Source organism: Streptomyces asoensis (assembly GCF_016860545.1).
GTDB classification, from domain to species: Bacteria; Actinomycetota; Actinomycetes; order Streptomycetales; family Streptomycetaceae; genus Streptomyces; species Streptomyces asoensis.
The window spans coordinates 3,093,433-3,115,960 of record NZ_BNEB01000005.1 but is presented as its reverse complement, the minus strand read 5'-3'; the positions used below and the strand labels follow the sequence as shown (position 1 = coordinate 3,115,960).

Below are 22,528 nucleotides of genomic sequence, written 5' to 3'. Positions count from 1 at the left end.
TGCGGTCGTTCCCCCTATCCGCGGGCCCGTCGCGCCAGCTCGTGCAGCACCGTGGAGGTGGGCACGGGCGCCTGGCGGACCCCGGTCAGTTCCTGCTTGAGGTAGGTGGTGGCCGAGGCGAACTCGGCGGTGACGCCCTGCGGACGGAACCCGTGCCGGATCTCCAGCCTGCGCAACCGCGGATCCGTGGAGAGGAGCGTCGCGAGGGCGGTGCCGTTCTCGGTGAGCGGCACCGCGGTGTGGTCGCTGTTCACGGTGGTGTCCGGGTAGAGCACCACCAGGTCGTCCGGCTGCTGCCCGCCCGCGAGGAGCGAGGCGACCTGCGACTCGTAGACCAGGACGAGCGGGTTGCCGGCGCCGCTGACGAAGTCCCGGAAGGCCGCGTCCGTGCTGGACTGCTGGGCGCCCTGCACGCTGACCAGCTTGTGCAGCAGCGGCGCGGTCCGCTCGACCTCGGCGCCGCTCGCGACCACCTTGCCGCCGTTGGCGACGTAGGAGGTGGCGGCCAGGTAGAGGGCGCCCGAGCTGGAGGTCTCCGGGTCGGTGCTGGACAGATAGAGGGTGCCGGTCAGCTCCCCGTACTTCGCCGCGCCCTTGAGCTGCTGCCAGGTCCGGTCGGCGCGGGCCGCGTCGAGGTAGGCGGCCATCTTCAGAGTGCCGCGGTGTTCGGCGTCCAGCGTGCCCAGACCGCCCGCCGCGAGCACTCCGGCGGCGTTCTTGTGCGCCACGACGACCAGCGGCGAGTAGAAGGGGCGGGGGAGTGTCCCGCGCGCCTTGTACTTCGCGGCCAGTTCGGTGGCGGGCGCCTGGCTGGAGGGGAAGGCGAGGTCGTAGCCCTCCAGGTCCAGCCCCTCCATGGCCCAGGACCCGGAGGTCTCGGCCCTGACGGTGTAGCCCTTGGCGGCGAGGGCCTTCACCACGTCCGGGTCGGCGAAGAACTCCGCCTTCTCCGACCCGATCACCATCCGCACGGTCTTCGTTGCCGTGCCCTTGTCCCCTTCGCTGCGGCCCGCGACGACGGCGACCACCACACCCGCCGTCAGCAGCACCGCGAGGACGATTCCTGCGATTCGTCTCACGGGGGGAGCCTGCTCCCGGAACCCCACATTCCTGGGTGGGCGGGGTGAACGGGGGGTGAAGGGGGTGACCCGGAACGCAACGGGAGCCGGGCTCTCCCCTTGCCGTCCGCGGGACGGCCGCCGGCCAGGCGCTCGCGGGGCGGGCGCGCGGGAAGATGGCGCCCGGTCCGCGCGTCGCTGCGGGTGCACGCGGACCGGGGCCGTTCACGGTCCCCCGGAGGGGAGTCCCCGGCAGGGCCCGCGAGGGGCCCGGGAGGGGGAGTCAGCCGGCGGTGCTCAGTTCCCCGGCCCCGGCGAGGGCGGCGGCGTGCGCGTCCATGCGCTGGGCCGCCAGGATCGCCGCCGCGGTGTCCGCGCGGGACGCGGCGACGAGGAGGGCACGGCCCGCGAGGGCGTGCGCCCGCTCGTGCAGGACCGAGGGGCGCGGGTGCGCCGGGCCGGCGGCGAGGGTGGCGCGGACCGGTGTCCGCCCGCCCCGCAGCCGGGACACCTGCTGCGCGAGCCGCGCGGCCGCGCTGTCCAGTTCGGCGGACGGTACCGCCGCACGCAGCTCGTCGGTGACGGCGAGCAGCGCCGCGAGGTGGGCCGCGAGCTGGATGTCCAGCTCCTCCTCGCGGGAGCGGTGGGGGAAGTCCGAGGGAGTGCCGGCCATCGTGCTGTGGGCAGACCCCCGTGAGGAAGGCGTGCGGATCGGCTCGTACATACGGATGGCCTCCTGTGCTGTCAGGAAACCATCCTAGCTTGGATCTCGTCTAAATTTGAGCCGTCCATAAAGTCCGTGCCGGATCCGGGCCGGGCCCGGCTGTGCGCTAGGGCTGGCTGTAGCCGTCCAGGAAGCGGGCGATCCGGCCCACCGCGTCCCGCAGGTCCGCCGCCGTCGGCAGGGTGACCACCCGGAAGTGGTCGGGTTCCGGCCAGTTGAAGCCGGTGCCCTGGACGACCATGATCTTCTCCTGGCGCAGCAGGTCCAGGACCATCCGCCGGTCGTCCTTGATCTTGAAGACGGCCGGGTCCAGGCGGGGGAAGAGGTACAGCGCCCCCTTCGGGCGCACGCACGTCACGCCCGGGATCTGCGTCAGCAGCTCGTACGCCGTGTCCACCTGCTCCTTGAGCCGCCCGCCCGGCAGCACCAGGTCGTTGATCGTCTGGCGTCCGCTGAGCGCGGCCACGACGCCGTGCTGGCCCGGCATGTTCGCGCACAGACGCATGTTCGCCAGGATCGTCAGGCCCTCGATGTAGGAGTCGGCGTGCGCGCGCGGGCCGGAGATCGACATCCAGCCCACCCGGTAGCCGGCCACCCGGTAGGCCTTCGACATGCCGTTGAAGGTGAGGGTGAGCAGGTCCGGGGCGACCTTGGCGGTCGGGGTGTGCGTGGCGCCGTCGTAGAGGATCTTGTCGTAGATCTCGTCCGAGCAGACCAGCAGGTTGTGCCGGCGCGCGATGTCCGTCAGCCCGCGGATCATCGCCTCGTCGTACACCGCGCCCGTCGGGTTGTTCGGGTTGATGATGACGATCGCCTTGGTGCGGTCGGTGACCTTGCGCTCGACGTCGGCGAGGTCGGGCATCCAGTCGGCCTGCTCGTCGCACCGGTAGTGCACGGCCGTGCCGCCGGACAGCGACACGGCGGCGGTCCACAGCGGGTAGTCGGGGGCCGGGACCAGGACCTCGTCCCCGTCGTCCAGCAGGCCCTGCATCGCCATGACGATCAGCTCGGAGACGCCGTTGCCGATGAAGACGTGCTCGACGTCCGTCTCGATGCCCAGGGTCTGGTTGTGCATCACGACCGCCCGGCGCGCCGCCAGCAGTCCCTTGGCGTCGCCGTAGCCGTGCGCCGTGGAGACGTTGCGGAGGATGTCCTCCAGGATCTCCGGCGGGCAGTCGAAGCCGAAGGCGGCCGGGTTGCCGGTGTTCAGCTTGAGGATGCGGTGGCCGGCCGCTTCCAGGCGCATCGCCTCCTCGAGAACCGGGCCCCGGATCTCGTAACAGACGTTGGCGAGCTTGGTCGACTGGATCACCTGCATGTCTGGGAGCTTACGGCCCGGTAACGCCTCCGGGGGCGTGTTTCCCGCCACGTGAGACGAGTGGTTTGGGAGGTTATCGCCGGTAGCTGTCCCAGGAGTCGCTCCTGTCCCTACAATCCCCGGCATGTTCAGGCCAGGTGAGAGTGGTGCGCCTCCGGTGCGGCCGATCGTGTACCACCCGTCCGCCGCGACCGATCCGGCGGCGTACGAGCGGTACGCCGATCCGGCGGCCGCCCACGGGTGGGAGAACGCCTACGACGAGACGGCCGAGCTGCCCCGGGTCCCCGCGCCCCAGGGGGAGGCGGGAGGCCGCGCGGACCGCCGCCGTGCCGCGCGGCGCACCGGCGGCCGCCCTTCGCGGCGCGTGCTGGCCGTGTCCGGCGCGACCGGGGCGGTGGCGCTGCCCGGCCGGGCTGTCCCTCTTCGGCACGACGGCCGGCGAGCGGCAGGGCAAGCCGGGCGGGCGGGCGGACACGCGCTCCTCGTCCGGCGACACGGCGAGCCCGGCGGTGTCGCCGTCCCCGTCCGCCGAGGACCCCACCGGTTCCGCGGAGCCGAGCCCGTCGGCGTCGACCGCTGCTGCCGCGGCGCCGCCCCCGGACGGGACGTCGTCGTCGGCGCCCGCGGCCGTCCCTTCGGCGAGCGCCCCGGCGGCGGGCGGCCCGACGGCGAGCGACCCGGCCTCTCCCGCGGCGCGGGGGTCCGGGAAGGGCAACTCCGGGAAGGGGCGGGGGCTCGGCAAGGGAGGCGGGTAGGCGGGGGACGGCGAGGCGGGGGACGGCCGGGAACGGCCTCCGGGGCCGGACCGCCCGCGTCGCCCCGGCCCGCCCGTGATCGCTCAGGGCGGCGTCCGGATCTGGGTCGTGACGGCGTAGAAGGCCGCGACCCAGAAGCCCATCAGCGCCACGACGGTGGCGAGGCCGACGAGCCGGGTCCGCGCCGCCGGTTCGTGCGGGGGCGGCCGCAGCCACCGTCCGACGAGCCGGTTCACGCAGTGCGGCATGGTGAGGATGTCGGGGCAGCGGTGGATCGTCACGGCGGCGCCACCCGCGTACAGCGTCCCGCCGCCGCGGTTCCCGTGGGCGCCCGTGTTCGCCACGTTGTGGACGTGGAAGGCCGTGGGGGTGCCGTCCGCCTTCGCGCCGGGCAAGGACCGTCAGCGGCATCGGGTGCCGTGGCGAAGCGGTGGTGAACTCCCCCTCGCGGGTGCACTCGGAGCAGACGGGCCGTCCGGTGCCGAGGGCGGCGAGCGCCGCCAGGTCCTCCGGGATCACCTCCCGCTCGCCGCCGAAGCCACCGCCGACGCGCCTTCAGAACACCCGGGGCCGGTCGGGGCGCAGCGTGAAGAGGCAGGCGGACGGAGTCGTCCAGGAGGCGGGTGTCGTCCGGATCGACTGTCGACGGGGCGCGACGGGCGCGGAGAGTCCTTCCCGGCGTATCCCCGGACGGGCCGGTCCCGCGATGTCGGAGCCGCCTCGGGTAGGTCCGCCCGGGTGCTCCCTGGCCGAAAGCGGACCCTTGCTCTCCCCTCCCGCGGCACTAACAATGCGCATGACAAAAACAGCGGGCGGCCGGAAGATCTCCGGTCGCCCTGTCGTCAGAGGGGACCCCCACATGAGAAAGCCTCTCGTTGCCGCGTTCTTCGCCCTGGCCATCGCCGGGGCCGGCGCGGCACCCGCGGTCGCCGCGCCGGTGAGCGCGAAGCCGGCCGCCCCGGCGCAGGCCTCCGCGGCCGCGGCCAAGGCGGACACCGCCTCCGCGCCGACGCTGCGGGCCGTCAACCTCGCCGGGACCGTCGCGCTCAGCAACTGCTCCGGATCGGTCGTCCGCTTCCCCAACTCCCTGGACACCGACCCCGCGCTGGTGCTCTCCAACGGCCACTGCCTGTCGACCGGCTTCCCGGAGCCGGGCGAGGTGCTCGTCAACCAGGCGTCGAGCCGTACCTTCGGCCTGCTCAACTCCGCCGGCACCAGGGTCGCGACCCTGCGCGCCAGCAAGCTGGCCTACGGGACGATGACCGACACGGACATCTCCATCTACCAGCTCACCAGCACGTACGCCACGATCAAGAACGCGTACGGGATCTCGGCGCTGACCGTGCAGAACACCCACCCGACCGCCGGTAGCGCCATCACCGTGGCGTCCGGCTACTGGAAGACGCTCTACAACTGCAACATCGACGGGTTCGTGTACCGCCTGAAGGAGGGCGACTGGACCTGGAAGGACTCGGTCCGCTACACCTCCGCCTGCCAGACCATCGGCGGCACCTCCGGCTCGCCGGTGATCGACCAGGCCACCGGCAAGGTCGTCGCCGTCAACAACACCGGCAACGAGGACGGCGCCCGCTGCACCGAGAACAACCCCTGTGAGGTCGACGCGAGCGGCAACGTCACCGTCCGCCAGGGCATCAACTACGCCCAGGAGACCTACCTGATCCCGGCCTGCTTCACCACCGGCAACCAGCTCGCACTGAGCGCGAGCGGGTGCACCCTGCCCAAGCCCTAGGTCAGGGCGGCGGGGCGTTCCGTCACGCGGGACCGCGACGGACCGCCCGCCCCGCCAGTACGTCCGTGCGGCGGCCGTCCTCGATGACGAACCGGCCGTCGACCAGGACGTGCGGGATACCGGTGGGCAGGGTGCGCGGGGCTTCGTAGGTGGAGCCGGCCGCCACCGTCGCCGGGTCGAACAGCACCAGGTCGGCGCGGTGGCCCTCGCGGACCAGGCCCCGGTCCGGCAGGCGCAGCCGGGCCGCCGGGCGGCCGGTCAGGTGCGCCACGCACTCCTCGAGCGAGAGGATCCCCAGCTCCCTCACGTAGTGGCCCAGATAGCGCGGGAAGGTGCCGTAGGCGCGCGGGTGCGGCTTGGCGCCCGCCAGGATGCCGTCCGAGCCTCCCGTGTGGACCCGGTGGCGCATGATCGTCCGGACGTTGCCCTCATGGCCGACGTGCTGGAGGACGGTCGGGGCGAGCCGGTCCTCCAGGAGCAGGCGGCGGGCCGTCGTCCAGGGTTCCTCGCCGCGCAGGTGCGCGGACGCGGCGACCGTGCGGCCCACGTGGTCCGCAAGCCGTTCGTCGCCCACCCCCGAGATCTCGACGGTCGCCCAGTCCACCGGCACGCCGTGGCAGCCGTCCGCGCCGGTCACCTCCAGGTCGTGGCGGATCCGGGCGGCCGTCGGGTCGTCGGCGAGGCGGCGCAGTGTCCGCTCCGGGCCGCCCTCGCTCGCCCAGCTGGGCAGCAGCGCCGCGAGGGTGGTGCAGCCGGGGGTGTAGGGATAGGTGTCCAGGGTGATGTCGGCGCCGGAGTCCAGCGCGTCGTCCAGGAGGGCCAGGAGCGCGGGGGCCCGGCCCTCGTTCACGCCGAAGTTCATGGTGGCGTGGGCCAGATGGAGCGGGCAGCCCGCCTCACGGGTCAGCTCGATCATCTCCGCGTACGCCTCCAGGGCTCCCGCCCCGTAACTGCGGTGGTGAGGGCAGTAGTAGCCGCCGTGGGCCGCCACCACCCTGCACAGTTCGCCCAGTTCGGAGTCCTTCGCGTACATGCCCGGCGTGTACGTCAGGCCGGAGGACATGCCGACGGCGCCCTGTTCGAGGCCCTCGGCGACCAGGCGGCGCATCCGGTCCAGTTCCCGGTCGGTGGCGGGGCGGTCCTCCCAGCCGACGGCGACGGCGCGGACCGTGCCCTGCGGGACGAGGTAGGCCGCGTTGACGGCGATGCCCCGGCCCCCGAAACCGTGGTCCAGCCGGTCCAGGTACTCGCCCACCGAGCGCCAGTCGAAGTCGAGGTCGTCGCCGTGGCCGTTCCAGCCGGTGATGGCCCGGCGGACCCCTTCGAGTGTCTCGTCGTCGACCGGCGCGTACGACAGCCCGTCCTGGCCGAGGACCTCCAGGGTGACGCCCTGCGCGGCCTTGGCGCTGTGGTCGGGGTCGCGCAGCAGCGCGAGGTCGCTGTGGGAGTGCATGTCGATGAAACCGGGGGCGAGGACCAGCCCCTCCGCGTCCAGCTCCCGCACCGCCCGCGGCCGTTGGCAGCCGGCGGCCGCCGCCTCCTTCACGATCGAGACGATCCGGCCGTCGTCGATCACCACGTCCGCGCGGTAGGAGTCCGCGCCGGTGCCGTCGACGACGTCCGCGTCCCGGACGACCAGGTCTTCCATGCCCTGCCTCCTGCCGGTCTCTCGCCGGTGCCTAGAAGAACGTGCGGATGTAGTCGACGACCGTGCCGTCCGCCTCGGCCAGCGGGATCAGCGGCCACTTGTCGAAGGACGTGCAGGGGTGGGACAGGCCCAGGCCCACCCAGTCGCCGACCTCCAGGTCCGCCTCGGCGGTGGTGCGCAGCCAGGCGTGCTGGTCGGACAGCGCGGTCACCGAGACGCCGGTGGCCGGGCGTTCCGTGCCGTCGCGGCGGACCACCTGGGCGAAGGGCAGGTCCAGGTCGTAGGCCGCGTCGCGCTTGCCCGCGTTGACGAACGCCTGGTCCGGCGAGGGCCGGGAGACGACCTGCGTCCACAGCCGGAACGCGGGCTCCAGGGCGCCCTCCGCCGGCACCCGGTTGAACGGCGTCAGCTTGCGGTAGTGGCCGTCGTCGTGCGAGACGTAGGCGCCCGAGCGCAGCAGCTTCAGCACCGGCACGGAGAGCCCGGGGAGCTCGGCGAAGACGTCGGCGACCGCGTCGAACCAGGCGCTGCCGCCCGCGCTGACCACGATCTCCTCCGTGTCCGCGAACCGTCCCGCCTTGTCCAGGTCCACGGCGAGGCCGGTCAGGCGGCGCAGCCAGGCCCTCACCCGCTCCGGGTCGGCCCGCGGGACCTCGCCCTCGTAGCCGGCGACCCCGACGAGCCGCAGGGTCGGCGCGGCGGCGACCGCGTCCGCGACCGCCGCGCACTCCGCCTCCGTGCGGACCCCGGTGCGGGCGCCGTCGCCCGCGGCCAGCTCGACGACGACGTCCAGCGGGCGTCCGGCGCCGCGCAGGGCGGCGTCCATCAGCTCCACGCCCCGCACCGAGTCGACGTAGCAGACGAAGCGGAAGCCGGGGTCGGCGTCGAGCTGCGCGGCGGTCCAGCGCAGTGCGGCGGGGTCCACGAGTTCGTTGGCGAGGAAGATCCGCCGGACCCCGAACGCCCGGGCCACCCGCACCTGGTGGGGGACGGCGAGGGTGATGCCCCAGGCGCCGCGGTCGGTCTGGCGCCGGAAGAGCTGCGGGGCCATGGAGGTCTTGCCGTGCGGGGCGAAGGCGAGCCCGTGGCGGGTCGCGTAGGTCTCCATGAGGGCGAGGTTGTGTTCGAGGCGCTCGGCGGACAGGGCCAGCACCGGGGTGGTGAACCCGTCCGTGAAGAGGTTGCGCCGCTGGGCGGCCAGCTCGCCGACGGTGAGGCCGTCGGCGTCCGGCGGGAGTCCCTTGAAGCGGTGGTCGACGCGTTCCCCGGCCAGTCGGGCCAGCGCCTCGGGTGCCTCGGTACCCATGGAACCTCCTGATCAGGAGCATTGCAGTATATGCAACGTCCATTGCGTATATCGCTTACGGCTGTCTAACATCTCGGCCAGCGCGGGGTCAACGGAGCCGCCCCGGTCTTCGGCCGGGGCGACCCCGTCCCGCTCCGTGCATCCGTACCGGCAAGGGAGCCATGACGATCGTGACCGCCACCGGACCGTGCGACGCCCCCGGCGTCGTGGACGTCGTCACGCTCGGCGAGTCCATGGTCACCTTCCTTCCCTCCCGCCCCGGCCGCCTCGCCGACGTCCCCTCCTTCGACCGGGGCATCGGCGGCGCCGAGTCCAACGTGGCCTGCGCGCTCGCGGCGGCCGGCCACCCGGTGCGCTGGGTCAGCCGGGTGGGCGCGGACGGCTTCGGCGACCACCTCGTCGAGACCGTGGGCTCCTACGGCGTGGACGTGACCCGCGTACGGCGCGATGCCGAGCGCCCGACCGGCGTCTACTTCCGCACCGCGGGCGACCGGGCCACCGACGCGCACGAGGTCGCCTACTACCGGGCCGGGTCCGCCGCCTCCGCGATGTCCGTCGACACCGTCGGCCTCGACGCCGTACGGGCCGGCCGGGTGCTGCACCTCACCGGGATCACCGCGGCCCTCTCCGCCGGCTGCCTGGACCTGCTGCGCGCGCTGACGGCCCCCGCGCCCGGCCGCCCCCTCGTCTCCTTCGACGTCAACCACCGGCCGCTGCTGTGGGCGGACGGCAGCAGCCCCCAGGTCCTCCTCGAACTGGCCCGCGGCGCCGACCTCGTCTTCGTGGGCGAGGACGAGGCGGCCGAGGTGTGGGGCCTGGACGGCGTGGACGCCGTACGGAGCGCCTTCCCCGACCCCGAGGTGCTCGTCGTCAAACAGGGGGCGCTCGGCGCGACCGTCTTCGACCGCGGACGCGTCCTGCACGTCCCCGCCCCCCGGGTCGACGTCGTCGCCGCCGTCGGCGCCGGCGACGCCTTCGCCGCCGGCTTCCTCTCCGCCACCCTGCGCGGACTGCCCCTGCGCGACCGCCTGCGGCACGGGCATCTCATGGCCGCCGCCGCCCTCACCGTCCCCGGCGACCTCGCCGTCCCCCCGGCACGCGCCCACGCCGACCGCCTCGCGGCCCTCGACGACGGCGCGTGGGGGAGACTTCGACTCGGCCCCGGCTGGACGCACCCCGAAGACCGGGCCGACGAGGAGGTACGCACCCCATGAGCCAGACCGTCGACCGAGCCCTGAGCATCCTGCCGTTGCTCGCCGAGGGACCCGCCGACCTCGGACAGGTCGCCCACCGTCTCGGCGTGCACAAGTCGACGGCCCTGCGGCTGCTGCGCACCCTGCACGAACACGGCCTCGTCTACCGCCAGTCCGACCAGCGCTACCGGCTGGGCGCCCGGCTCTTCGCCCTCGCCCAGGAGGCGATGGAGAACCTCGACATCCGGGAGATCGCCCACCCGCACCTCGCCCGTCTGAACGAGACCTGCGGCCACACCGTGCACCTCGCCGTGTACGAGGAGGGCGAGGTCCTCTACATCGACAAGGTGGAGAGCCGCTACCCGGTGCGCATGTACTCGCGGATCGGCAAGCCCGTCGCCATCACCGTCGCCGCCGTCGCCAAGCTGCTCCTCGCCGACCTGCCCGAGACCGAACGCCGGCCGCTCGCGGAGCAGCTCGACTACCCCCTCTACACGGCCCGTTCGACCCCCAGCGCGCCCGCCTTCCTGCGGGAGCTGGAGAAGGTGCGCGAACAGGGCTGGGCCACCGACCTCGGTGGCCACGAGGAGTCCATCAACTGCGTCGCCGCGCCGATCCGGGGCGCGGACGGCCGGGTGGTCGCCGCGATGTCGGTCTCCGCGCCGAACGTCGTCGTCACCGCCGACGAACTCCTCACCCTGCTCCCGCTGGTGCGCCGCACGGCGGACGCCATCAGCGGCGAGTACTCCGGCAGGACGCCCGTATCCGCTCCAGACAGGGACACCGCATGACTGAGAAGACCGCGCTCACCCCCACGACCCACACCACCCCGCCCGCGAAGTTCTCGCACGGCGTGCGCAAGGGCAACATCCTCCAGGTGGCGGGCCAGGTCGGTTTCCTGCCCGCCGAGGAGGGCAGGCCGCCGACGCCCGCCGGCCCCACGCTGCGCGAGCAGACCCTCCAGACCCTCGCCAACGTCAAGGCGATCCTGGAGGAGGGCGGCGCGAGCTGGGACGACGTGATGATGATCCGCGTCTATTTGACGGACACGGGACACTTCGCCGAGTTCAACGAGCTCTACGACGCGTACTTCGGGGAACAGTCCCTGACCGCGCCGCCCGCGGCCCGCACCACGGTCTACGTCGGCCTCCCCGCCGGGCTGCTGGTGGAGATCGACGCCCTCGCCGTCCTCGGCTGACCCCCACGCACCGGCCAGCACCGGGACACCGCGGCACCGGCCCGGGCCCGGCCGCCGGCCACGACCCCGAGCGCGGCCCCGACCCGGGCACCGGGCTGTCCGTCCGCCCACGGCCCCCGGGCCGCCGCCCTCCCGGCGGTGACCTCCGGCGGTCACGTCCGGCGGCGACTTCCGGCCGACGTGCCGTCACTTTCCGCACCCCGTACCGACGTACGGCGCGCGCCCCGTCCGACAAGGGCGCCGTGCCGCGATCCGCCCTGCCCGAAAACCCCGTGAACCCAAGCAGAGGACCCCCCTTGTCCTACCCGCTCGCGGCGTCCACCCCCACCGAGGCCCCGCCTCACACCGGTGGACTGCTGCTCCTGATCGACGGCACCGCAGGCCTCCTGACGGTCGCGGCCCTCGGTATAGCCCTGCTCCTCGTCCTCATCATCAAGGTCAGACTCCAGCCCTTCGTGGCCCTCCTCGCGGTCTCCATAACCGTCGGCCTGCTGGCCGGTCTGTCGGTGACCGAACTCTTCGGCACCGTCCAGCGCTCCGACGCCGTCTCCACCATCGAGTCCGGCATGGGCGGCATCCTCGGACACGTCGCGATCATCATCGGCCTGGGCACCATGCTCGGCGCGGTGCTCGAGGTCAGCGGCGGCGCCGAGGTGCTGGCGTCCCGGCTGCTCGGCGTGTTCGGCGAGCGGCGGGCGCCCCTCGCCATGGGCCTGACCGGCCTGATCTTCGGCATCCCGGTCTTCTTCGACGTCGGCATCTTCGTGCTGGCCCCGATCGTCTACGCGGCCGCCAAGCGGGGCGGCAGGTCGATCCTGCTGTACTGCCTCCCGCTGCTCGCGGGCCTGTCGATGACCCACGCGTTCCTGCCCCCGCACCCCGGCCCGGTCGCGGCGGCCGGCCTGCTCCACGTCGACCTCGGCTGGGTCATCCTGATGGGTGTGGTCTGCGGTGTCCCGGCGGTGCTGGCGGCCTGGGCGTACTCCGCGTGGATCGGCCGGCGCGTCTTCGTCGCCGTGCCGCAGGACATGGTCGAGGCGGCGGCGGAGGCCCGGCAGGCGGTCGTCGAGGAGCAGCGGGCGCAGGGCGTCGTGCCCCGCGAGGACCCGGTGCCGCTGGGCACGGTCGTCGGCATCATCGGTACGCCGCTGGTGCTGATCCTCGCCGCCACGTTCTCCTCGATCGCCCTGGACCCCTCCACGGGCCGCTCGGTGATCGAGTTCTTCGGCAGCCCCTTCGTCGCGCTGACCATCGCGCTGCTCCTCGCCTACTACCTGCTCGGCATCCGGCGCGGCTGGTCCCGCAAGTCCCTGGAGACGGTCTCGACGGCCTCGCTCAAGCCGGTCGGCAACATCCTGCTGGTGGTCGGCGCGGGCGGGATCTTCGGCGCCGTCCTGAAGGCGAGCGGGGTGGCCCAGGCGCTGTCGGACACCTTCAACGACGTGGGTCTGCCGGTGATCGTCCTGTCGTACCTGATCTCGGTGGTGCTGCGGGTCGCGCAGGGCTCGGCGACGGTGGCGATCGTGACGACGGCGGGCATCGTGGCACCGCTGCTCGCCGAGGGCGACCACTCGCAGGCCTTCGTCGCGCTCGTCATCATGGCCGTCTCGGCGGGCTCGATCTTCGCCTCGCACGTCAACGACGGCGGATTCTGGATGGTGGCCAAGTACTTCGGCATCAGTGAGCGGGACACCCTGAAGACGTGGACCGTGCTGGAGTCGGTGCTGTCGGTGGCCGGGTTCGTGGCGGCGGCCGGATTGAGCCTCTTCGTGTAGGTGTCCGGTAACGAAGTCAGGGGCTGACTGTGTCCGGCACAGGATCTTCGACCATACTGCCCGCTGTGGAGCAGCGCATAGGTTCGAGCAGCCAGCCCCTGGAGGGCGCCGGGTTCGACCCGGCATTCATCCCCGGGCTCACGTCGCCCGTGACCGCGAAGCCGGAGGACGCGGGGCCGGCCGAGGACGACGGCGACGACGCCGCCGTCCCCGAGGAGCAGAAGGGGGAGTCGGCGGCGTCGCGGCGGCCGGACGTGCCCGGCGACGAGACCGACGCGCCGGACGCGGCCGACGAGCCCGTGGACGGGCCCGTCTTCGAGGCCGCCGACCGTCGCGCGCGGATCACCGCCGACGCCCGGGGCGTACGCCTCCGCCTCGACGAGGAGTCCTGCGAGTTCCGCTGGGACGAGATCGGCGCGGTCGAGACCGAGTCGCCGCGCTTCGGGAAGCGGTTCACCGTCACGGTGCACACCCCTGACCGCCGTTGGTACCCGATCGAGATCGAGGCGACGGCCAGGGCGCGCTTCCAGGAGTGGGAGGAGCAGCTGGACGCGGTCCTCGACGCCTACTTCGAAGAAGGCGGGCCGGACGCCGAGGACACGTCGGACGACGCCGGCGCCGAGGGCGGCGGAGCCGCCGAGGACGCCGACGCCCGGACCGGCGGTTAGGCGCAGTACTGGCTCTGCTTCCCGATGGACCGGTACATGCAGTCCGCGTTCTCGAGGAGCTGGAGCACCGCGTCCCGGTTGCGGGAGGTCTCCCGCTCGATGATCTCGTCGGGCGGGTAGAACCCCCCTCCGGAAGCGGACGACGGGTACATCTCGAAGGTGTACGAGAAGATCTTCTGTGTGCCCCAGAGGTAGTCGTCGATCGACCCGTCGGTGATGTAGAGGTCGCTCGACTGCTCGGGGGTGTACCCGTTGCTCGCGGCCATCTTCTGCCCGACGGCCTTGAACGCGGCGTTGTCGTCCGCGGTCATCCCGGTCGCCGTGTCCGCGGTGGTGTAGCCGAACGGCCAGAGCACCAGCTGGCTGTACGTGTGGAAGTCGATCCCGGCGGTGATCTGCTGCTTGCCGCCCACGATCCGGCTGCGCACGAAGTCGGCGACGACCTTCACCTCGGGCGCGGACTCGGCCGACGCGCCCCGGTAGGTCTCGGAGGAGGTCGACCCGGAGGAGCCGCCGCAGCAGCCGAACTTGTAGTTCCAGTTCCGGTTGAGGTCCGTGCCGACGTACGAGGAACCGGAGTTGGGCTGCCGGTTCTTGCGCCACGAGCGGTAGGAGCCGGAGGCGATGTCGTACTCGCCGCCGTCCGGGTTGAGGTCGGGGACGATCCAGATCTCGCGGCCGTTGACCATGTTGGTGACGCGCGAGTCCGAGCCGTAGCCGGCGCCCAGCTCGCGGATCAGGTAGAGCGCCATTTCCACGGTGAGGTGCTCGCGGGCGTGCTGGTGGTGGGTGAACAGCACCTCCGGCTCCGCCTCGTCGGTGCCGACGTTGTCGCTGATCTTGACCGCCACGATGTCCCGGCCCTGGTACGACTTGCCGATGACCCGCTTGCTCATGATGCCCGGGTAGGCGGCGATGCGCTGGTCGATCTCCGCCGTCGTCTCGGCGTAGTTGTGGTACTTGGAGTCGGCGGTCGGGAAGTCGAAGAGCCGCACCCCGCTCCCGGCGGACCGGTCGGGCGCCGAGCCGAGCAGGGACACCTCGTAGCCCTGTGCGCGCAGCTTGCGTACCTGGTCGGCGCGGCCGGAGACCACGACGGTCTCCGCGTCGGCCTCGTCGACGCTCACGCCGGACCGGGCGATCGCGGTGCGGTCCTGGGGTGTGCTGTGGGGAATGTGGATCTCGTACTGGTGGATGTCGTCGGCGGACGGCGCCGCCTCGACGGCGCCGCGCGCCGCCGCGTCGGTGACGGTGGCCGAGACCGGGGCGGCGAGAGCGAGGGTGAGCAGGGCGGCGAGTGCGGCGGTCCGTCTGCCGCCGCGGGCGCTCGTGGCGCCGGTGCCTGAGCCGCGGATGCGAAGTCGCATGAACTCTCCTTGTGGGGAGCCGGTTTGTGGGGGTCTGTGCGCTTGCTGTGTGCGGCGGTGCGGTGCCGCTCATCGTCGGGGCATGGCATGAGCAGGTCAAGAGACGACAAAGGGGCGTTGGCCGGAAACGTGCGGAAATCGGCGGGCGACCGGCCGCGCAGTGTATCCACGCGCGCGCCCGTCACCCGGTATCCACGCCCCGGCCGGAGTGTGGGCACATCGGGTGGAGATCGCGCACGCCCCCTTGCCCCACCGGCGGCTTTGCGCTTCCTTGACCGTCATGGCGGACACCACGGGAACCCCCAAGGGAAACTCCACGCACACCGAGGCCCCATCCGGCACCGAAGGCGACACCTCCCCCCGCAGGTCCAGTTGGAAGCACATCGGTCCCGGCATCGTGGTCGCGGCGACCGGCGTCGGCGCCGGCGACCTCGTGGCCACCCTCATCGCCGGCAGCAACTTCGGCTACACCCTGCTCTGGGCGGCCGTCGTCGGCTGCCTGATCAAGATCTCCCTCGCCGAGGCGGCCGGCCGCTGGCACCTCTCCACCGGCCGCACCCTCTTCGACGGCTGGGCGAGCCTCGGGCGCTGGACGACGTGGTTCTTCGTCGTCTACGTCGTCGTCTGGGGCTTCGTCTACGGCGCGGCGGCGATGTCGTCGAGCGCGCTGCCGCTCCAGGCGCTCTTCCCGGGCGTGATGGACCTGAAGGCCTGGGCCGTCGCCTGCGGTCTGGTCGGCCTGGTCTTCGTCTGGTTCAACAAGTACGCCGTGTTCGAGAAGGTCATGACCGTCCTGGTGGGCGTCATGTTCGTGGTGACGGTCTACCTGGCCGTCCGGGTCACGCCGCACCTCGGCGACGCCTTCGCGGGCCTGCTGCCGGTGCTGCCGGACGAGAAGGACTCCGTCCTCAACACCCTCGGCCTGATCGGCGGGGTCGGCGGCACCATCACGCTCGCCGCGTACGGCTACTGGGTCAACGCCAAGGGGTGGACCGACACGGGCTGGATGAAGGTCATGCGGCTCGACAACCGGATCGCGTACGCCACGACGGGCGTCTTCGTCGTCGCCATGCTCTTCGTCGGCGCCGAGCTGCTGCACTCCGCGAACGTGGCCCTCGCGAGCGGGGACAAGGGGCTGGTGCAGCTCGGCGACATCCTGGAGGCGCGCTACGGCACGGCGACGGCCACCTTCTTCCTGATCGGCTTCTTCGCCACCTCCTTCACCTCCCTGATCGGCGTCTGGCACGGCGTCAGCCTGATGTTCGCCGACTTCGTCGCCCGCTCCCGCGGCCGGGGCGACGCCACCGGGACACAGGTCGCCTCGGGTGAGCGCGAGCGCTCCTGGCCCTTCCGCGCGTACCTGCTGTGGCTGACCTTCCCGCCGATCGTGCTGCTCTTCCAGGGCCAGCCCTTCCGGCTGGTCATCCTGTACGGCGTGCTCGGCGCGGCCTTCCTGCCCTTCCTCGCGGGCACCCTGCTGTGGCTGCTCAACTCCTCCCGCACGCCCCGCGCGTGGCGCAACGGGCCGCTGAGCAACGCGATGCTGGTCCTCGCGGGGTTGCTGTTCCTGGTGCTGTGCGTCAAGCAGGTCGTGGACCAGCCCTGGGCGGACTTCTTCTGAGCCGGCCGGCTCCGGCCCGCACGCCCCTCTCCCGGCCCGGTGCCCCGGGAGAGGGGCGTGACCCGGTCAGTCCTGGCCGCTCACCCAGCGGGGGCTGAGCGCGACCGCCCGCAGCTGCTCGACGGTGAGGGCGGGCTCGGCGCGGGTGGCCGCCCGGTGCTGCTCGGAGGTGTTGAACGCCGAGACGACCACCCGCATGCCGTCCTTGCGCAGGGTGTCGACCGTCCACTGCACGACCCCCGCCCCGCCCTTCTCGCCGGGCTCCTGCCGGACCGCGACCCGGGTGCCGTCGGCGAGGGTCTCGGACCCGGAGCCGAACAGCTCTCCCGCGACGTCGGACATGTCCGGCTGCACGTTGACCTGGACCAGGCTCTCGCCCTTGCCGTCGTCGACGACGAAGTAACCGAACCCGGTCTCCTGGCTCCCGTTCGAGACGCGCTCCAGCTTCTTGGGCAGCAGCAGGGCGAGCTTGCGCAGGATGAGCCAGCCCGCCATCTCCGCAGGCCTGGCCGACGAGGCGGACGGGGTCGCCGGCGCCTTCTCCTCGGGGAGGGCGTCGATGATCCGCCGCCACTCGGAGGCCGCGGCCAGCTCCTTCAACCGGGCCGGGCTCAAGGGAGGTTCGGGGCGGGTGACCGGCTTGCCCTTCTCGGCCGCGGCGTTCCACTCGACGACGCTCACATGGTGCCCGGCCGGGGTGACCAGGTCCGCCCCCCACGCCTTGGTGTCCGCACGGCGGTCGGGGTACTCGTAGCCCTGGTACACGGTGACCGCGGACCCGTCGGGCAGCAGCTCGGTACGGCAGCTGTCGAGCCCCGTCTGCCCGCCCGTCGGGCAGGGCATCACCGCGCCGGACGGGGCGGGCCTGCCCGGGATCCGGCCCAGACCCACCGAGATGGACCCCACGCCCTTGCCGTCGTCGAACACGCCCACGGCGAGCGGCGGCTGCTTCCCGTCCGTGCCACGGGCGTCGCTGCGGCTGAACTTCCCCTCGGGGAGCAGCTTGCGCAGGGTGCGCACCATGTCGTCGGCGGAGTAGGACGCCCCGGGCCCGGTGGCGGTGGCGGTCGCGGCGACGGAGGACGGCGTCGGCGTGCCGGCGGTGTCGTCCCACGGGACGAGCAGGGCCCCGCCCACCCCGACGAGGGCGATGCCCGCCGCGCCCCCCGCGAGCGTGGCGCGGCGATGGAGCTGCATCCGCCGGCCGCGCACGGCCCCGGCCGTGGCCAGGCCGGTGCGGGGGGAGTCGAAGCCGTCGCCCGCCTGGTGCAGGGCGGCGGAGAGACGGCTCTCGAAGGGATCGCCGTGCGGGTCTGCGGGCATGGTGAACCACCGTTTCCACGAGCTTGGAGTGAGGTCGAAGTGAGGTGCGGGGCGGTGTCCCCGGGCCGGCCCCGGGGGGCGGGGTTTCAGGGGCGGGCGTACGTGCCGATGTCCTCGCCCAGCAGCTCCCGCAGCCGGGCGAGCGCCCGTGAGCAGCGCGTGCGCACGGCGGCCGAGCTGGTGTCGAGCGCCCGGGCGGTCTCCTCGATCGAGCGGTCCTCCCAGTACCGCAGGACCACGACCGCCCGGTCCTTCGCGGGCAGCCGCCCGAGGGCCTGCATCAGCGTCAGCCGCAGCGGGGTGTCGGACCCGGCGCCGTCCGCCACGTCCGGCAGCCTCTCCACGGCCCGTTCACGGCTGCTGCGCCGCCGCTGGTGCGCGAGGAAGGTGCGGGTGAGGACGGTCTGCGCGTACCCGGCGGGGTTGTCGACCCGGGAGACCCGGCCCCAGCGGACGTACAGCCTGCCGAGGGCCTCCTGCACCAGGTCCTCGGCCAGGTGCGTGTCCCCGGCGGTGAGCAGACACGCCGACCGGTACAGATGCCCGGCGCGCGCCGCCGCGAACTCGGCGTACTCGTCCGCACGGGCGGCCTGTCTCATCGATGATCCCCCTGGATTCGGTTGCCGTGCTGTCCTCACCTCACTAATGCGGTGGGGCGCGGGAAATGTTTCAGGGGAGACCTGAGGTGGGCGCCCGGGCGTCGCGGAGGTACGTTCTGCGCTGTGACAGACCAGCCGCCGCCGTACCCTCCGCAGGGCTTCGGTCCGCCCCCGCCGCAGTACGCCCCGCCGCAGTACGCCCCGCAGCCGGCCGTGCCGCCTTCCGGTCCGGGCCCGGAGTTCCTCGCCGTCGACCGGCGCAACGCCGTGGTGGTCGACGCGTCCGGCGTGGCCTTCGAGATGTACGACATCACGGTCGACTTCCCCTGGTCCGAGATCCGCAGCGTCCACTACAAGGCGAGCCCCGACGGCAGGGCGCTCATGGTCGCCGTCGTGCATCCGGACGGCAGGGTCTACGAGTGCGTGGTCAGGGCCAGGCCGAAGGAGCGGCTCCAGGCCTGGTTCGCCCAGCTGGCCTGGGTGCTGGGCCACTACCGGCCGGCGGGGTAGCGGACGCCGGTCGGACGGGCCGACGTGCGTGAGGGCGCCGCCCACGGTCGTGCCGTGGGCGGCGCCCCGGTCCCGTGCCGCCGTCACCCGCCGTGCGGGCTCCCGCGGTCCGCGGGCTACGGCAGGGCGTGCACGTGGGGGCCGACCGCCGCCGACCACGCGTTGCCCGCGCTCGCGTCCCAGTTCGTCGACCAGGTCATCGCGCCGCGCAGGTCGGGATAGGTCCGCGAGGGTTTGAAGGAGCCGCAGTTCGTGCCCTTGGCCAGGCAGTCGAGGGCGTTGTTGACCACCGTCGGCGACACGTAGCCGCTGCCCGCGCCGCTCGTGGAGGCCGGCAGACCGAGACCCACCTGGGAGGGGGACAGGCCGCCCTCCAGCTGGATGCAGGCGAGCGCCGTCAGGAAGTCCACCGAGCCCTGCGAGTAGACCTTGCCGTCACAGCCCAGCATGGAACCGCTGTTGTAGTACTGCATGTTGACGACCGTGAGGATGTCCTTCACGTTCAGCGCCGTCCGGAAGTACCCGGCGGACGTCGACTGCATGTCGATCGTCTGCGGGGCCATCGTCAGGATCAGCCCGGAGCCGGCCTTCGACGACAGCGAGCGCAGCGCCTGCGACATGTAGGTCGCGTCGATGCCGTTCTCCAGGTCGATGTCGACGCCGTCGAAGCCGTACGTCTGCATCAGCGAGTACACCGAGTTCGCGAAGTTCGCGGCCGAGGTCGGGTCGTTCACCGACACGGTGCCGTTCTGGCCGCCCACCGAGACGATGACCTTCTTGCCGGCCGCCTGCTTCGCCTTGATGTCCGCCTTGAACTGGTCGACCGTGTAGCCGCCCAGACCGGCCGAGTCCAGGTTGAAGGTCACGGCGCCCGGCGTGGTCGTCGCGTCCGCGAAGGCCACGGCGATGATGTCGTACTGGGAGGAGACGCCGGAGATCCGCTGGACGGTCGCGCCGTTGTTGAAGTTCTGCCAGTAGCCGGTCACGGCGTGCCGGGGCAGGGCGCCGCCCCCGGTGTTGCCGGTGGACGTGGTCGCGGTGACCGCCGCCGACTTCGCCGACTCGCCCGCCGCGTTGGTCGCGCTGACCTGGAAGCTGTACGACGTGGAGGCGGCCAGGCCGGTCACCGTCGCCGTAGTCCCCGTCACCGCCGTGACCTTGGTGCCGGCGCGGTAGACGGAGTAGCCCGTCGCCCCGGACACGGCGTTCCAGGACAGGGAGACGGACGACGAGGTCGTGCCGGAGACGGTGAGGCCGGCCGGCGTGCCCGGCACCGTCGGGGCCGGGTCGCCGCCTCCGCCGCCGTCGGGGCCGTACACCGACACGTCGTCCGCGTAGTACGCCGCCTGGCCGTACCAGCCGTGCGTGTACACGGTCACCGAGGTGGTGGACGCGCCGGTGGTGAAGGTCGTCGACAGCTGCTTCCACGCGGCCGAGTCGGGGGTCCAGGTCGAGACGTCCGTGGTCCCGGTGCCGGTCACGCCGAGGTAGGTGTAGCCGCCCTGGACCCACGCGCTCAGCGAGTAGGTCGAGTTGGGCTTCACGGCCACGGTCTGGGCGCACCGCGCGTTGTCCTGGCCGGCCGGCGTCGCCTTCAGTGCGGAAGCTCCGCCGTGCACCGGCGAGGAGACGGTCGAACCGCTGCCGGCCGAACAGCTCCAGCCGGTCAGACCGGACTCGAAGCCGCCGTTCTTGGCGTTGTTCAGGTCCGCGGCGGACGCCTGAGCCGCGCCCGTCACGGACAGGGCGAGGGCGGCGGCCATGACGCCCGCCGCTCCCGTCCAGGGTCGTGTCTTTCGTTTGATTGGGGACATGACAGTAAGAGTTGGTCCAGACCAATTCTGTTGTCAAGGGGTCGGCCGTGGAGGGCCGGTGCAGGACCGGCGCGCGCAACCTGCCCCGGTTTGGCGCGACTTGCGCGAAGAAGAGTTGCTTGCCAGTCACGGAAAGCTGTTCTCCGGCCACAGGGGCATGGATACAGTGCTGAGGTAGTCACGCAATGAAGTCACCCCGGTGCACCGCAGTAACGCCGGTGCGCCGGACCGCGGGAATCGGGGAGCTGCGCGTGCCAACAGCCATTGCCGTGACCGGAGCCGACCTCGCGCTGCCGCCGCAGGACGAACGCACCGTGCCCGCCGCCGTTCTCGCCGGCTTCGACCGGCAGCCGCTGGACGACGCCCTCGCCGCGGTCCAGGCCCTCGTCGACCAGCACGGACACGTGATCGTCGTGTACTCGCGGGCCGTGCCCGCCGCCGTGGAGCAGCGGCTGCACACCATCCGCTCCCTGCTGGAGAGCGACCGCATCGCGCTGTTCCGCCCCGACCTCCCGCCGCTCGCGGTGTCCGTCCTCGCCCGGCAGCTGCGTCAGCTGGCCTCCTGCGACCTCGGCCCCGGCGTCCTCGCCTCCGCGGGCCGGCTGCTCACCCACTACCTCCACGCCGGCGCGCTCCTCGGCTCGGTCGCCCGCCTCGACCGGGTACCGGTGGTCGGCCTCACGTCGCATGCCCGGTCATGGGTTCCGGGTAGTCAGTTCGGTGTGCTCGCCCACCCGCAGCCCGAACTCGTCAAGGCCACCCCGGAGACGGTCCTGCCCGGACCCGAGTTCGGCACCTGGCTGCTCGTCGCCCGCGGGCAGCTCCAGTCCGACTGGGTCACCGACGTCCTCGCCCCCGCCTGGAAGGTCCAGGGACTGCGCGAGACCCACCTGCCCGCCGAGTCCGCCGACTGGTGGAGCACCGGCAAGGCGATCGAGTTCTGCGCCTACCTGCCCGACCTGTCCGTCCTGTACCAGCTGGTCACTTCCGTGCGGCAGAACGTCTGCCACTGGTGCGGCATCGACGTCATCGGCGACCGCTGCGTCTTCTGCTCCGCGACCCCGCCGCCCGCCTCCGACATCACGGCCCGTCCTGCCCGCGCGCTCACCGCGGGCGGCTGAACCGCTCGACCCCCCGTCCGTTCCCGTCCGCTCGACCCGACCCCCAACGAGGTTGCTCGGCCCATGAACTCCCGTCAGCGCCGCGGCGTGATTCTCCTGCTCCTGTCGGTCCTGTGCGCCCTGGGCGCGTTCGCCGGCGTCCTCTCCGTCATCGACGACGTGAGGTCCAAGGTCGGCCCCGAGGTCACCGCGTACGAGCTGCGCTCCGACGTCGCGCCCTACACCACCCTGAGCGCCGACCAGTTCAAGAAGATAGCGATGCCCGAGCGCTGGCTTTCGCCGACCGCCGTCACCGATCTGGCGGCCATCCGCGGCAAGATCGCCGTGACGACCCTGAAGAAGGGCTCCCTGCTCCAGAGCGACATGCTCGTCGCGCAGCCGGCCCTCCAGCCCGGCCAGCAGGAGGTCGCCATCATGGTCGACGCGGCGACGGGCGTGGCGGGCAAGATCACCCCGGGTTCGTCGGTCAACGTCTACGCCACCTTCGAAGGCGCCCGGGCGAGCGACCCCGACCAGTCGAAGATCATCGTCACCAACGCCCGGGTCCTCGACATCGGCGAGATCAAGGCCCTCGAACCGGACGACAACGACCGCGGCAGGTCGGCCACCGACGCGGTCCCCATCACCTTCGCGCTGTCCACGCTCGACGCCCAGCGCATCACCTACGCCGAGTCCTTCGCCAAGCGCGTCCGCCTCGCCCTCGTCGCACCCGGCGGCGACAGCACGGTCCCCGACCAGGACCGGACCTACGAACTCGTCACGGACAAGTGAGAGGCCGCC

The 22,528-nt window shown here is 72.5% G+C and carries 20 protein-coding genes and 1 pseudogene; 10 read left to right on the top strand and 11 right to left on the bottom strand.

Annotated elements, in window-relative coordinates; translation table 11 throughout:
* Nucleotides 1-14: 14 nt before the first annotated feature.
* From Saso_RS36285 to Saso_RS38590, 5 genes and pseudogenes are all read right to left on the bottom strand, one after another.
* The gene (locus tag Saso_RS36285; protein WP_189920258.1) at nt 15-1,079 is read right to left on the bottom strand and encodes a substrate-binding domain-containing protein; all 1,065 of its coding nucleotides are present in this window, start codon (nt 1,077-1,079) and stop codon (nt 15-17) included.
* A gap of 262 nt (nt 1,080-1,341) precedes the next feature.
* Nucleotides 1,342-1,782 (bottom strand): SCO4983 family protein, encoded by a 441-nt coding sequence (locus Saso_RS36280; RefSeq protein ID WP_189920256.1) that lies wholly within the window; start codon nt 1,780-1,782, stop codon nt 1,342-1,344.
* A 106-nt stretch (nt 1,783-1,888) separates the two neighbouring features.
* Entirely contained in the window at nt 1,889-3,100 is a 1,212-nt protein-coding gene (locus Saso_RS36275; RefSeq protein ID WP_189920254.1) for a pyridoxal phosphate-dependent aminotransferase, read from the bottom strand.
* 838 nt (nt 3,101-3,938) lie between these two features.
* Nucleotides 3,939-4,250: a hypothetical protein gene (locus tag Saso_RS38595; protein WP_229901179.1), complete on the bottom strand. Its 312-nt coding sequence runs from the start codon at nt 4,248-4,250 to the stop codon at nt 3,939-3,941.
* Nucleotides 4,251-4,311: 61 nt separating this feature from the next.
* Nucleotides 4,312-4,374: pseudogene (locus tag Saso_RS38590) on the bottom strand (hypothetical protein); the annotation flags it as partial.
* A 340-nt stretch (nt 4,375-4,714) separates the two neighbouring features.
* Here Saso_RS38590 and Saso_RS36265 point away from each other — a divergent pair.
* Nucleotides 4,715-5,605 (top strand): S1 family peptidase, encoded by an 891-nt coding sequence (locus Saso_RS36265; protein ID WP_189920252.1) that lies wholly within the window; start codon nt 4,715-4,717, stop codon nt 5,603-5,605.
* Nucleotides 5,606-5,627: 22 nt separating this feature from the next.
* Here Saso_RS36265 and Saso_RS36260 read toward each other — a convergent pair whose 3' ends face one another.
* A complete protein-coding gene (locus Saso_RS36260) occupies nt 5,628-7,253 on the bottom strand; it encodes an N-acyl-D-amino-acid deacylase family protein (protein WP_189920250.1) in 1,626 nt (541 codons plus the stop codon).
* A gap of 31 nt (nt 7,254-7,284) precedes the next feature.
* Nucleotides 7,285-8,559 carry an amino acid deaminase gene (locus tag Saso_RS36255; RefSeq protein WP_189920249.1) on the bottom strand — a complete coding sequence of 425 codons (1,275 nt, stop codon included), beginning with the start codon at nt 8,557-8,559 and terminating at the stop codon, nt 7,285-7,287.
* A 161-nt stretch (nt 8,560-8,720) separates the two neighbouring features.
* On the opposite strand from Saso_RS36255, the gene Saso_RS36250 reads away from it, so the two are divergent.
* The 5 genes from Saso_RS36250 to Saso_RS36230 all read left to right on the top strand — a co-directional run bounded on the left by Saso_RS36250 (nt 8,721) and on the right by Saso_RS36230 (nt 13,393).
* Entirely contained in the window at nt 8,721-9,773 is a 1,053-nt protein-coding gene (locus tag Saso_RS36250) for a sugar kinase (protein ID WP_189920248.1), read from the top strand.
* Entirely contained in the window at nt 9,770-10,543 is a 774-nt protein-coding gene (locus Saso_RS36245) for an IclR family transcriptional regulator (RefSeq protein WP_189920247.1), read from the top strand. The genes Saso_RS36250 and Saso_RS36245 overlap by 4 nt, the downstream gene beginning before the upstream one ends.
* Nucleotides 10,540-10,950 carry a RidA family protein gene (locus Saso_RS36240; protein ID WP_189920246.1) on the top strand — a complete coding sequence of 137 codons (411 nt, stop codon included), beginning with the start codon at nt 10,540-10,542 and terminating at the stop codon, nt 10,948-10,950. Before Saso_RS36245 ends, Saso_RS36240 begins: the two co-directional genes overlap by 4 nt.
* Before the next feature lie 296 nt (nt 10,951-11,246).
* A complete protein-coding gene (locus tag Saso_RS36235; RefSeq protein WP_189920245.1) occupies nt 11,247-12,725 on the top strand; it encodes a GntP family permease in 1,479 nt (492 codons plus the stop codon).
* Between the two features lie 65 nt (nt 12,726-12,790).
* On the top strand, nt 12,791-13,393 hold the full coding sequence (locus Saso_RS36230; RefSeq protein WP_189920244.1) for a hypothetical protein: 603 nt from the start codon (nt 12,791-12,793) through the stop codon (nt 13,391-13,393).
* On the opposite strand, the gene Saso_RS36225 is transcribed toward Saso_RS36230, so the two are convergent.
* Complete coding sequence (locus Saso_RS36225) at nt 13,390-14,760, bottom strand: M14 family metallopeptidase (RefSeq protein ID WP_189920242.1); 1,371 nt, start codon at nt 14,758-14,760, stop codon at nt 13,390-13,392. The two genes, Saso_RS36230 and Saso_RS36225, sit on opposite strands and share 4 nt — an antisense overlap.
* A gap of 280 nt (nt 14,761-15,040) precedes the next feature.
* Between Saso_RS36225 and Saso_RS36220 the strand changes: the two genes are divergently transcribed.
* Nucleotides 15,041-16,381, top strand: coding sequence for an Nramp family divalent metal transporter (locus Saso_RS36220; RefSeq protein WP_189920240.1), 1,341 nt, complete (start codon nt 15,041-15,043; stop codon nt 16,379-16,381).
* 66 nt (nt 16,382-16,447) lie between these two features.
* Here the strand turns inward: Saso_RS36220 and Saso_RS36215 are convergent, their stop codons facing one another.
* Complete coding sequence (locus Saso_RS36215; protein WP_189920238.1) at nt 16,448-17,704, bottom strand: hypothetical protein; 1,257 nt, start codon at nt 17,702-17,704, stop codon at nt 16,448-16,450.
* Nucleotides 17,705-17,790: 86 nt separating this feature from the next.
* On the bottom strand, nt 17,791-18,303 hold the full coding sequence (locus Saso_RS36210) for a SigE family RNA polymerase sigma factor (RefSeq protein ID WP_189920236.1): 513 nt from the start codon (nt 18,301-18,303) through the stop codon (nt 17,791-17,793).
* A gap of 123 nt (nt 18,304-18,426) precedes the next feature.
* On the opposite strand from Saso_RS36210, the gene Saso_RS36205 reads away from it, so the two are divergent.
* Nucleotides 18,427-18,813, top strand: coding sequence for a hypothetical protein (locus Saso_RS36205; protein WP_189920234.1), 387 nt, complete (start codon nt 18,427-18,429; stop codon nt 18,811-18,813).
* A gap of 116 nt (nt 18,814-18,929) precedes the next feature.
* Here the strand turns inward: Saso_RS36205 and Saso_RS36200 are convergent, their stop codons facing one another.
* On the bottom strand, nt 18,930-20,627 hold the full coding sequence (locus Saso_RS36200) for a chitinase (RefSeq protein ID WP_189920233.1): 1,698 nt from the start codon (nt 20,625-20,627) through the stop codon (nt 18,930-18,932).
* A gap of 251 nt (nt 20,628-20,878) precedes the next feature.
* On the opposite strand from Saso_RS36200, the gene Saso_RS36195 reads away from it, so the two are divergent.
* Together Saso_RS36195 and cpaB are read left to right on the top strand one after the other, a co-directional pair.
* Nucleotides 20,879-21,748 (top strand): hypothetical protein, encoded by an 870-nt coding sequence (locus Saso_RS36195; protein WP_189920231.1) that lies wholly within the window; start codon nt 20,879-20,881, stop codon nt 21,746-21,748.
* Nucleotides 21,749-21,811: 63 nt separating this feature from the next.
* A complete protein-coding gene (gene cpaB, locus Saso_RS36190; protein ID WP_189920229.1) occupies nt 21,812-22,519 on the top strand; it encodes a Flp pilus assembly protein CpaB in 708 nt (235 codons plus the stop codon).
* The last annotated feature ends 9 nt before the right edge of the window (nt 22,520-22,528 follow it).

Bases quoted from the DNA above. Each gene is read 5' to 3' on its own strand.
- Saso_RS36250 (WP_189920248.1), top strand. From the start codon at position 8,721: ATGACGATCGTGACCGCCACCGGACCGTGCGACGCCCCCGGCGTCGTG.
- cpaB (WP_189920229.1), top strand. From the start codon at position 21,812: ATGAACTCCCGTCAGCGCCGCGGCGTGATTCTCCTGCTCCTGTCGGTC.
- Saso_RS36225 (WP_189920242.1), bottom strand. From the start codon at position 14,760: ATGCGACTTCGCATCCGCGGCTCAGGCACCGGCGCCACGAGCGCCCGC.
- Saso_RS36210 (WP_189920236.1), bottom strand. From the start codon at position 18,303: ATGAGACAGGCCGCCCGTGCGGACGAGTACGCCGAGTTCGCGGCGGCG.
- Saso_RS36200 (WP_189920233.1), bottom strand. From the start codon at position 20,627: ATGTCCCCAATCAAACGAAAGACACGACCCTGGACGGGAGCGGCGGGC.
- Saso_RS36240 (WP_189920246.1), top strand. From the start codon at position 10,540: ATGACTGAGAAGACCGCGCTCACCCCCACGACCCACACCACCCCGCCC.
- Saso_RS36260 (WP_189920250.1), bottom strand. From the start codon at position 7,253: ATGGAAGACCTGGTCGTCCGGGACGCGGACGTCGTCGACGGCACCGGC.
- Saso_RS36280 (WP_189920256.1), bottom strand. From the start codon at position 1,782: ATGTACGAGCCGATCCGCACGCCTTCCTCACGGGGGTCTGCCCACAGC.
- Saso_RS36255 (WP_189920249.1), bottom strand. From the start codon at position 8,559: ATGGGTACCGAGGCACCCGAGGCGCTGGCCCGACTGGCCGGGGAACGC.
- Saso_RS36265 (WP_189920252.1), top strand. From the start codon at position 4,715: ATGAGAAAGCCTCTCGTTGCCGCGTTCTTCGCCCTGGCCATCGCCGGG.
- Saso_RS36275 (WP_189920254.1), bottom strand. From the start codon at position 3,100: ATGCAGGTGATCCAGTCGACCAAGCTCGCCAACGTCTGTTACGAGATC.
- Saso_RS36215 (WP_189920238.1), bottom strand. From the start codon at position 17,704: ATGCCCGCAGACCCGCACGGCGATCCCTTCGAGAGCCGTCTCTCCGCC.
- Saso_RS36245 (WP_189920247.1), top strand. From the start codon at position 9,770: ATGAGCCAGACCGTCGACCGAGCCCTGAGCATCCTGCCGTTGCTCGCC.
- Saso_RS36220 (WP_189920240.1), top strand. From the start codon at position 15,041: ATGGCGGACACCACGGGAACCCCCAAGGGAAACTCCACGCACACCGAG.